This window comes from Monashia sp. HAY1-5C, assembly GCF_056755255.1.
On the sequence record NZ_JBPGXG010000155.1, the window covers coordinates 1 to 9,960 of the forward strand.

Below are 9,960 nucleotides of genomic sequence, written 5' to 3' on the forward strand. Positions count from 1 at the left end.
GTCGTCGACGAGCTCGGCCATCCGCTTGTCGCGCGTCGCCTCCTGCTTGGCGGTGACCACCCAGTTCGTCGCGAGCTTGCGGTACGACGGCGTCGCGGCGTCCCAGAAGGCCGAGGCGCGCGGGTCGGCCTGCAGCAGGGCCTCGTAGTGGTCTGGCCAGGTGAGCTCGCGGGTCTCGTAGGCGTAGATGCCGGACCGGTCCTCACGGCGCTTCGCGAACGCAGCCAGCCCGGCCGGACGCATCAGCCCCGCGGCGGTCAGCTCCTCGACCGCGTTGATGTTGATCGTGCTCCAGCTGCTGCCGGGCTTGCGGGGCGTCCACCGCTGGCGCACGGTGTCGTCGTCGATCCGCTGGGACATCGAGTCGATCCAGCCGAAGCACAGGGCCTCTCGGACCGCGTCGGCCCACTGCAGGCCCCGGGGCTCGACGTGCTTCTTGTTCAGACCCATCCACAGCTCCGTGGCGGTCTCGTGGTTGGCCTCGAGCCACGCCCGGAAGTCTGCAGCGTCGTCGAAGAACGTCGCCGGTCGCTCGGCGGTGCCGCCCTGTCGCATGACCCGATCCTGCCAGCCGGCGCCGACACTGGGAGGATCGGTTCATGCGACAGGGCGTGACACACCGGACCGGCGCGACCGAGCGCATCGCCCTCGCAGCCCTCAACAACGCCCTCTGGTGCGACGCCGTCGCCCGCTCCCACGGCGTCGCGACGACGACGGATGCCGAGGCGTGGAGCGCGGCGACGCGGACGCCGCCCTACTACCCGGACGCCGTGACGCTCTCCCCCACCGTCGGCGAGTACGACGTGCTGGCCAGGGTCGACGACTCCGACGGCTGCTCGGTCAAGGACTCGTGGGACCGCCTCGACCTGTCGCTCGAGGACTTCGCGCGCATCGTCGTCGGCCAGTGGGTGTGGCTCGACCCGGACACGACCGTCACGCCGCCCGCCGGTCCGCCCTGGCGGCCGGTCACGACACCGGAGGGCATGGCGTCGTGGGTCCGTGCCTGGGCCACCGACCCCGAGGCGGAGGCGATCCTGCGTCCGTCGCTGCTCGGCGAACCCGGCGTGCACCTTCTCGCCGCGCACGCGTCCCCGGACCCCGACGCGCCCCTCGTGGCCGGCGCCGTCGTCACCGTCACGGGCCAAGGGGCCGCCGCCGTGGCCGGCCTGGGCACTGTCTTCGCGCGCGACGGCGACGCCGATGCCACGTGGACCGCCGCCGCAGCAGCGGCGCGCCAGGCCGTGGGGCGGCTCCCGCTCGTCGGCTGGGAGGCGGGTGCCGGCGTGGACGCCGCGGTGGCGGCGGGGTGCGAGCTGCTCGGTCCGCTCAGCGTCTGGCTGAGGTGACCGCCGCGCTCAGCCGCCGCTGACCGACAGCTCGGCCTCTGCGAGGGTGCGCTCGTGCTCCTCGGACAGCTCGGGCGAGTCGAGCCACCCGTCGGGCAGGGCCACGCGGCGCGGCGAGCCGGCGCGTCCACGCTGCCCCTCGGCGGCCTCCCCGGGCCAGGGCACGTCGGGGTCGAGCGCGCCGAGCAGCGCGTCGAGGGCCGCGAGCGAGTCGACGAGAGCCAGGGAGTTCCGCACCGTCGAGCCTGCCGGGAAGCCCTTGAGGTACCAGGCGATGTGCTTTCGGATGTCGCGGCAGGCCCGCTCCTCCTCACCGTAGAAGTCGGTGAGGTACTCGGCGTGCGTGCGCAGCGTCCGCGTCACCTCGCCGAGCCTCGGCATGACGCGTGCGGACGAGCCGGCGAAGGCTGCCGCGAGGTCGGTGAACAGCCAGGGCCGACCGAGGCAGCCGCGGCCCACGACGACGCCGTCGCAGCCGGTCTCCGCCACCATCCGCAGCGCGTCCTCGGCCGACCAGATGTCGCCGTTGCCGAGGACCGGCACGGAGGTCACGGTCTCCTTGAGGGCCCGGATGGCCGCCCAGTCGGCGGTCCCCGAGTACGCCTGCGAGGCCGTGCGGCCGTGCAGCGCGACGGCCGCGGCGCCCTCCTGCTCGGCGGCGAGCCCGGCGTCGAGGAAGGTCAGGTGCTCGTCGTCGATGCCCTTGCGCATCTTGACGGTCACGGGGACGTCGCGCCGCGCGCCCTCCTCGACCACGGCCGCGACGATCCGGCGGAAGAGGTCCTTCTTCCAGGGCAGGGCCGACCCGCCGCCCTTGCGGGTCACCTTCGGCACCGGACAGCCGAAGTTGAGGTCGAGGTGGTCGGCGCGGTCCTCCTGCACGAGGATCCGCGCCGCGGCGCGCGCCGTGGCCGGGTCGACGCTGTAGAGCTGGATGGACCGCGGGTGCTCCTCCGGGTCGTGCTCGATGAGGCGCATCGTCTCGGGACTGCGCTCGACCAGGGCCCGGGAGGTGATCATCTCGCTGACGTACAGGCTCGTCGCGCCGGAGGCGCCGCGAGCGGATGCCAGGGCAGCCCCCTCGTCGCCGTACTCGCGGCACAGCCGGCGGAAGGCCCGGTTGGTGATACCGGCCATGGGCGCCAGGACGACGGGCGACTCGATGACGTGGCGGCCGATGCGCAGGGGCGGCAGCACCGGGCCGCCGGCCGCGGGTCCACCCTCGCGCTGCTCGCCGGGCGCGCGGGTGGGCGCGGCGGGCGGGGTCATGAGGTCGGTCACGAGCACCGATTGTCCCGCATCACGCGCCATGGGCCGAATCGGCGACCTCGTGGGCGAAGCGCAGCAGCGCGTCGGCGAACGCCTCGGGCTGGTCGAGGTTGGCCAGGTGGCCGGCCCCGCGCAGGATCTCGACCCGGGCTCGGGGCACCTCGCGCCGGAACCCTCGGATGCCGAGCCGGAACTGGTCCCACCGGCCGTCGAGGAGCAGCACCGGGCACCGGAGTCGTGCCAGCGAGGCCGGCCGGCAGGCGTCCATGACCTCGCGCCACGCCGTCGTCGTCGGGGCGAACCAGTACCCCCCGGCGATGACCGGCTCGATGCGCTCGGACGGGTAGAGGCGCCGCAGCACGCGGTCGTTGACCCGCGTCATCCGCTCGGGTCCGAGGCGGTCCGTCAGCCCGCCGACGAGCCGGTACACCGTGGCCCCGGCGCCCACGGGGCTGGCGCTGGCCCCCGCGAGGACGAGCCCGGCGAGGGCGTCACCGTGCCGCGCCGCGTAGTCCATGGCGACGAACCCGCCGAGCGAGTGCCCGACGAGCACGACCGGGCCCCTGACGCCAGCGTGGCGCACGGCCTCGTCCACGACCTCCGCGCACCGACCGAGCGTGAAGGCCTCGTCGGCTCGCCGGCCGTGCCCGGGCAGGTCGACGAGCCACACCCCGACGTGCGGCCGGAGCAGGGACAGCTGCGGCGCCCACTGCGTGCTCGACAGCCGGGACCCGTGGACGAGGACGACCTGCGGTCGGGGCGGCGCGGCGGGCACAGGCCGAGAATGCCACGATGGCCCGGTGCGCCACCTCATCACCGCCAGCGACCTCGCCCACGAGATCGAGGACGTCGTCGTCCTCGACGTCCGCTGGGCCCTGACCGCCGGCCGCGACGCCGCCGAGGGACCGGTGGGCCGGCCGGCCTACGCGGCAGGCCACGTGCCCGGCGCGTTCTTCGTCGACCTCGACTCCGAGCTCGCCGCCGCCCCCGGAGACGGGGGCCGGCATCCCCTGCCCGACGCGGCGACGCTGGAGCGGCTCGTCCGTCGCTGCGGCATCTCGGCCGGGACCCGGGTGGTCGTCTACGACGGCCGCGACTCGACGGCGGCCGCCCGCGCCTGGTGGGTGCTGCGCTGGGCCGGGTTCCCCGACGTGCGCGTCGTCGACGGTGGCTTCGAGGCGTGGCTCGCCGCCGGCCTGCCGGTGAGCACCGAGGAGCCGGCCGACCGGCACGGCGAGGGCACCGTCCACCTCGGCAGCCTCCCGACGCTGGACGCCGACGGCGCCGCCGCGCTCGCCCGCGAGGGGCTGCTCGTCGACGCCCGGGCCACGGAGCGGTATGCCGGCGAGGTCGAGCCCATCGACCCGGTCGCGGGGCACGTCCCCGGGGCGATCACCTCGCCGACGACGGAGTGGGTCGGGGCAGACGGGCGCTTCCGCGAGGACCTCGCCGAGCACTGGGCGCAGGTCGTCGCAGGCCGGCCGGGTGGCCCGGGCGACTCGGACGTCGCCGGCCGCCCCGTCGGCGTGTACTGCGGCTCGGGCGTCACGGCGGCGCACCACGTCCTCGCGCTCGCCGAGATCGGCGTCGACGCGACGCTCTACCCGGGCTCGTGGAGCGAGTGGATCCGCGACCCCTCGCGGCCGGTCGCGACGGGCCGCGTCCCCGGCTGAGGCCCGCCACGCCGCGTCCGGCACGCCGCAGCACGACGTGCCCCGGCTCCGGAGGGTCACACGTCCCGGTCGAGGCGGACGCGAACCCGGGCCAGGGCGCGTTCGGCGGCCCGGCGCACGGAGGGCTCGGGGTCATCGAGCGCCGAGTGCAGCGCGGGAGCGTGCTCGGCCTCGCCGACTGCCCCCAGGACCCTCGCGGCTGCAGCCCTCACGCGCGTCGTGTCGTCCCGGAGGACCAGCGTCGCGCACGCGTTCCCCGCCGCGCCGACCTCCCACCGCGCGGCCACCTTGGCGCACATCTCGCGCACGCGCCACGCCGGGTCGTCCAGCCCCGCAACGACATCGGCGCCACAGAGGTCGTCCCAGACGTGAAGCAGCGTCCGCGCCGCCCAGACGCGCGACCAGTAGACCGTGTCCTCGCCGAGGCGCTCCGGAGAGCCCCAGCCGTCGACGACTCTCCCACCGACCCAGCCGATGTCGGGCAGGTCGGGGTCACCCCAGGCCGCGCGACCGGCCAGCAGGTCCGCACACCATCGGGTGAGGGCCCGGTCACCGAGGGCCTCGGCCGCCGCACCCGCGCGGTCGCGCGGCGACGCTCTCAGCACCGCATCGTCGACCATCACGCCAGTATGGCCGCCGACCGGTGGGCCCCGCCGGTCGCGTCAGCAGCCGACGAGACGCTGCGCGAGCCAGCCCTCGACCTTGTCCAGGGCGACGCGCTCCTGGGCCATCGTGTCGCGCTCGCGGATCGTCACGGCGTGGTCCTCGAGCGTGTCGAAGTCGACCGTGATGCAGAAGGGCGTGCCGATCTCGTCCTGGCGGCGGTACCGCTTGCCGATGGCGCCGGCGTCGTCGAAGTCGACGTTCCAGTGCTGTCGCAGGGTTGCCGCCAGGTCTCGGGCCTTCGGCGACAGGTCGGCGTTGCGCGACAGCGGGAGCACGGCGGCCTTGACCGGCGCGAGGCGCGGGTCGAGGCGCAGCAGGACGCGCTTGTCGACGCCGCCCTTGGTGTTCGGGGCCTCGTCCTCGGCGTAGGCGTCGACGAGGAAGGTCATGAGGGAGCGAGAGAGTCCGGCCGCGGGCTCGATGACGTACGGGGTGTAGCGCTCCCCGGTCTGCTGGTCGAAGTACACGAGGTCGGTACCCGAGTGCTTCGAGTGCGTGCCGAGGTCGAAGTCGGTCCTGTTGGCGATGCCCTCGAGCTCGCCCCACTCGGAGCCGGCGAACCTGAAGCGGTACTCGATGTCGACGGTGCGCGTCGAGTAGTGCGACAGCTTGTCCTTGGGGTGCTCGAAGTGACGCAGGTTGTCCGGGTTGATGCCGAGGTCGGTGTACCAGCGGGTGCGCTCGTCGATCCAGTACTGGTGCCACTCCTCGTCCTCACCGGGCTTGACGAAGAACTCCATCTCCATCTGCTCGAACTCGCGGGTGCGGAAGATGAAGTTGCCGGGCGTGATCTCGTTGCGGAAGCTCTTGCCGGTCTGGGCGATGCCGAACGGCGGCTTCTTGCGCGAGGCCTGCATGACGTTGAGGAAGTTGACGAAGATGCCCTGCGCCGTCTCCGGCCGCAGGTAGTGCAGGCCGGACTCGTCCTCGATGACGCCGAGGTAGGTCTTGAGCATCATCTGGAAGTCGCGGGGCTCGGTCCACCGGCCCTTGGTGCCGCAGTCGGGGCACACGATGTCGGTCATGGGGACCGAGTCGGGGTCGGCGATGCCCTTCTTCTCCGCGAGCGCCTCCTGCAGGTGGTCCTGACGGCGGCGCCTGTGGCAGTTGAGGCACTCGACGAGCGGGTCGGTGAACGTGCCGACGTGGCCGGAGGCGACCCACGTCTCGCGAGGCAGGATGATCGAGGAGTCGAGCCCGACGACGTCGTCGCGACTGGTCACCATCGACTTCCACCACTGGCGCCGGATGTTCTCCTTGAGCTCGACGCCGAGGGGGCCGTAGTCCCAGGCAGACCGGGTGCCTCCGTAGATCTCACCGCTCGGGAAGACGAAGCCCCTGCGCTTGCAGAGGCTGACGACGGTGTCCACGATGGATGTCTGCTTGGCCATGCGGGACAGGTTATCGGGCCGGCGACGCCCGGTTCTCCACGCGTCCGGGCCACCCGCCCGGGTCCCCTAGGCTCGACGGGTGGCCCTGAGTTTCCGCTCCCGAGTCGAGCACGCGTCCTACCCCCTTCTCGAGCGCCTGTCGAGCGTGCCGCGTCCGGTGACCCTCGGCGCCCTGGCCGTCGTGCTCCTCGCCGGCGTTCTCGCACCCCGCCCGTGGGGCGGGTTCGCGTTCGTCCTGGTGGCGCTGGTGCTCGGGTGGTTCCTCTTCCTCACGTGGCAGCGCCTGACGCTGCCCGAGCGCCTCATGCGCAGTGCCGTCCTCCTGCTCGCCCTCGCCGTGGCGGTCGTGCGGGTCGTGCCCGCCTGACGGATTGCTTTGACAATGATTCTCACATTGAGAATCATTGTCACATGACCTCGCGCGCTCGCGGCCTCGTCCGCGCCTCCGGCCCTCTCCGCTCCGCCCTCTCCGCGCTGTCGGTGGCCGCCCTCGTCGGCCTCGGCACCGCCGCCTGCGGGAGCAGCAGCGGCTCGGCGGCCGACCCCTCCGGCGCGGTCGTCGCGTCCTTCTACCCGCTGCAGTTCGCCACCCAGCAGATCCTCGGCGGCGGCCGGCAGGTCGCGGTCCTGACCAAGCCGGGCACCGAGCCGCACGACCTCGAGCTGGCCCCGCAGGACCTGGGCACCATGACCAAGGCCCGGCTCGTCGTGTACGCCGACGGCTTCCAGCCCGCCGTCGACGATGCCATGGCCCAGGTCGACCCGTCGCACGTCCTCGACGTCGCCGCGGCCGCCCGGCTGACGCTGCCGGCCACCGAGGACGGTCACGACCACAACGGGACCCAGGACGCGTCGGCCCAGGGCAGCACGCCCACCGACGCCGCCCACGACTCCGGCCACGACTCCGGGGACGGGCACGACCACGCTGCCGACGACCCCCACTTCTGGCTGGACCCGCAGCGCTACGCCGCTGTGGCACGCGCCATCGGCGCGCGCCTCGCGAAGGACGACCCCGCCGACGCGGCCACGTACGAGAAGAACACGGCCGCGTTCGTCGCGAGGCTGACGGCCCTGGACCGCTCCTACCGCACCGGCCTGGCGTCCTGCCGGTCGACCGTCGTCGTGACGAGCCACGCAGCCTTCGGCTACCTCGCCCAGCGGTACGGGCTGGACCAGCACGGCATCGCCGGCATCTCCCCCGAGGCCGAGCCGAGCGCGGCCGGCCTCAAGGCGGTCAGCGACCTCGTCCGCTCCGAGGGCGTCACGACGATCTTCCAGGAGACGCTCGTCGAGCCGCAGCTGGCCGACACGATCGCGCGCAGCACGGGCGCCACCGTCGCCACGCTCGACCCGGTGGAGGGGATCACCGACGCCTCCGCCGGCAGGGACTACTTTGAGGTCATGCGCAGCAACCTCGCGGCCCTCCGGAAGGGTCTGGGGTGCCGGTGAGCGCCGACGTGACCCCGACGAGTCGACGGCCGGCCACCGCGACGGGCGACGGCGCGGACGACGTCGTCATCGACGTCCGTGGCGCGGGGTTCGGCTACGGCGAGCGCACCGTCCTGCGCGGTGCCGACCTCACGGTGCGTCGCGGCGAGATCATCGCCGTCGTCGGGCCCAACGGGTCGGGCAAGTCGACCCTGATGAAGGGCATCCTCGGCCTCAACGAGCGCACCCAGGGCTCGGTGACCCTCTTCGGCGTCGCCGCCGACGACTTCCACGACCGTGCCCGCATCGGCTACGTGCCGCAGCGGCACACGCTGTCGGCGTCGGTGAGCGCGACGGCCGAGGAGATCGTCGAGACCGGGCGCCTGCCGCGTCTCGGCTGGTGGGGCCGGCTGCGGGCCACCGACCGGCAGGTCGTCGCACGCGCGCTCGAGGTCGTGGGCCTCGGCGACCGCGCCGCCACGGAGGTGAGCACGCTCTCGGGTGGGCAGCAGCGTCGCGTCCTCATCGCCCGCGCCCTCGCCGGCCAGCCCGACGTCCTCGTCATGGACGAGCCCACCGCGGGCGTCGACGCCGCGAGCCAGCACGTGCTCGCCGACGTGCTCGAGCGGCTCGTCGATCGCGGCGTCACCATGGTCGTCGTCACCCACGAGCTCGGCGCGCTCGAACGGCTCCTGACGCGGATCGTCGTCGTCGACGCCGGCCGCATCGTCTTCGACGGCACACCCGCGGCCTACGCCGCATCACGCGAGGCCGTGCACCACGAGCACGACAGCCACCACCACGACCTCGAGCTCGAGACGACCCGGCCGGTGCTCGGCCGCGGGCCGTTCGACGCCGCCCGAGGAGGCAACGCATGATCAGCGACATCCTCACCGTCGACTTCATGCAGCGCGCCCTCGTCGCAGCGCTGCTCGTCGGAACGGTCGCCCCCCTCGTCGGGATCTTCCTCGTGCAGCGTCGCCTGTCACTCATCGGCGACGGCATGGGGCACGTCGCGCTGGCCGGTGTCGCGATCGGCCTCGTCAGCGGCACGGCGCCGGTGCTCACCGCGCTCGTCGCCGCCGTGCTCGCCGCCGTCGTCATCGAGCTGCTGCGCACCCGCGGACGCACCAACGGCGACGTCGCCCTGGCCGTCATCTTCTACGGCGGCATCGCCGGCGGCGTCGTCATCATCAGCAGGTCCCCCGAGGGCACGCCGGCCAACCTCATGAAGTACCTGTTCGGCTCCATCCTCACGACGACGAGGGGTGACCTGTGGGTCTTCGCCGGGCTGGCGCTCGTCATCGCCGGCACGACGTGGCTGCTGCGGCCACGTCTGTTCGCCGTCGCCAACGACGAGGAGTACGCCCGAGCCGTCGGAATCCCGGTGCTGCCCCTGAACATCGTCCTCGCGGTGCTGACGGCCACCACCGTCGTCGTGGCGATGCGGGTCGTCGGGCTGCTGCTCATCAGCGCGCTGATGATCGTGCCCAACGCCGCTGCGCAGCTCGTCGCCCGCTCGTTCGGCAGCGGGGTGCGCTGGGCCGTCGCCTTCGGCCTCGTCGCGAGCGTCGGCGGCGTCGTCGCCTCCTACCCGCTCAACACGCCGTCGGGCGGCTCGATCGTGCTCCTGTCCGTCGCGATCTTCGTCCTCGTCGCGGCCGGCACCGGGCTGCGCGCCCGCGTCCGGGGGCGGCGGCACGCGGTCAGCGAGGTGCACCCGCACGAGCACGGAACCGAGTGCGGGCACCCGGCGGTCCCCCACGGCGACCACGTCGACTACGTGCACGACGGCCACCTGCACGCGGCGCACGAGGGGCACTACGACGAGCACGGCGGCCACGAGCACGAGGGCGTGACCGACCCGAACGGCCCGACCGACGAGGCGATGACGAGGACGACGCGATGAGCAGGATGACGAACCCGGGCCGCGGAACGGCCACGGGCAGCACCCGGCGGCCCACACGCCAGCAGGCCGCGGTGGCCGAGATGCTCGGCCGTTCAGACGAGTTCACCTCGGCCCAGACCGTCCACGCGCGGCTGCGCGAGGCGGGCGAGGGCGTCGGCCTCGCCACGGTCTACCGCACGCTCCAGTCGATGGTGGAGTCCGGCAGCATCGACGTCCTGCGCACCGACGACGGCGAGGCCGTCTACCGCGCGTGCTCGACGCACCACCACCACCATCTC

12 protein-coding genes are annotated in these 9,960 nt (G+C 73.5%); 7 read left to right on the top strand and 5 right to left on the bottom strand.

The genetic code is table 11. The annotated features are described in order from the left end of the window. Positions 1-555, bottom strand: a 555-nt coding sequence (locus tag ACR9ZK_RS18550; RefSeq protein ID WP_481343440.1) for a YdeI/OmpD-associated family protein, incomplete at its 3' end; no start/stop codon positions are given. 44 nt (positions 556-599) lie between these two features. Here ACR9ZK_RS18550 and ACR9ZK_RS18555 point away from each other — a divergent pair. Beyond that, complete coding sequence (locus ACR9ZK_RS18555) at positions 600-1,346, top strand: hypothetical protein (RefSeq protein WP_481343441.1); 747 nt, start codon at positions 600-602, stop codon at positions 1,344-1,346. Positions 1,347-1,355: 9 nt separating this feature from the next. On the opposite strand, the gene dusB is transcribed toward ACR9ZK_RS18555, so the two are convergent. Then, a complete protein-coding gene (gene dusB, locus ACR9ZK_RS18560) occupies positions 1,356-2,615 on the bottom strand; it encodes a tRNA dihydrouridine synthase DusB (RefSeq protein ID WP_481343450.1) in 1,260 nt (419 codons plus the stop codon). Positions 2,616-2,646: 31 nt separating this feature from the next. Beyond that, positions 2,647-3,390: an alpha/beta fold hydrolase gene (locus ACR9ZK_RS18565; protein WP_481343442.1), complete on the bottom strand. Its 744-nt coding sequence runs from the start codon at positions 3,388-3,390 to the stop codon at positions 2,647-2,649. A gap of 25 nt (positions 3,391-3,415) precedes the next feature. On the opposite strand from ACR9ZK_RS18565, the gene ACR9ZK_RS18570 reads away from it, so the two are divergent. After that, entirely contained in the window at positions 3,416-4,288 is an 873-nt protein-coding gene (locus ACR9ZK_RS18570) for a sulfurtransferase (protein ID WP_481343443.1), read from the top strand. 56 nt (positions 4,289-4,344) lie between these two features. Here ACR9ZK_RS18570 and ACR9ZK_RS18575 read toward each other — a convergent pair whose 3' ends face one another. Both ACR9ZK_RS18575 and ACR9ZK_RS18580 read right to left on the bottom strand, forming a co-directional pair. Continuing rightward, positions 4,345-4,908, bottom strand: a complete 564-nt coding sequence (locus ACR9ZK_RS18575; RefSeq protein ID WP_481343444.1) for a HEAT repeat domain-containing protein — start codon at positions 4,906-4,908, stop codon at positions 4,345-4,347. Positions 4,909-4,950: 42 nt separating this feature from the next. Beyond that, entirely contained in the window at positions 4,951-6,345 is a 1,395-nt protein-coding gene (locus tag ACR9ZK_RS18580; protein ID WP_481343445.1) for a glycine--tRNA ligase, read from the bottom strand. Between the two features lie 79 nt (positions 6,346-6,424). Between ACR9ZK_RS18580 and ACR9ZK_RS18585 the strand changes: the two genes are divergently transcribed. The 5 genes from ACR9ZK_RS18585 to ACR9ZK_RS18605 form a co-directional block, all read left to right on the top strand. Then, complete coding sequence (locus tag ACR9ZK_RS18585) at positions 6,425-6,712, top strand: DUF6703 family protein (RefSeq protein ID WP_481343446.1); 288 nt, start codon at positions 6,425-6,427, stop codon at positions 6,710-6,712. A 44-nt stretch (positions 6,713-6,756) separates the two neighbouring features. Beyond that, a complete protein-coding gene (locus tag ACR9ZK_RS18590) occupies positions 6,757-7,794 on the top strand; it encodes a metal ABC transporter substrate-binding protein (protein WP_481343447.1) in 1,038 nt (345 codons plus the stop codon). After that, on the top strand, positions 7,791-8,651 hold the full coding sequence (locus ACR9ZK_RS18595; protein ID WP_481343448.1) for a metal ABC transporter ATP-binding protein: 861 nt from the start codon (positions 7,791-7,793) through the stop codon (positions 8,649-8,651). The genes ACR9ZK_RS18590 and ACR9ZK_RS18595 overlap by 4 nt, the downstream gene beginning before the upstream one ends. Continuing rightward, positions 8,651-9,682 carry a metal ABC transporter permease gene (locus ACR9ZK_RS18600; RefSeq protein WP_481343451.1) on the top strand — a complete coding sequence of 344 codons (1,032 nt, stop codon included), beginning with the start codon at positions 8,651-8,653 and terminating at the stop codon, positions 9,680-9,682. The genes ACR9ZK_RS18595 and ACR9ZK_RS18600 overlap by 1 nt, the downstream gene beginning before the upstream one ends. Further along, a partial coding sequence (locus tag ACR9ZK_RS18605) for a Fur family transcriptional regulator (protein WP_481343449.1) occupies positions 9,679-9,960 on the top strand: 282 nt, incomplete at its 3' end. The genes ACR9ZK_RS18600 and ACR9ZK_RS18605, both read left to right, overlap by 4 nt.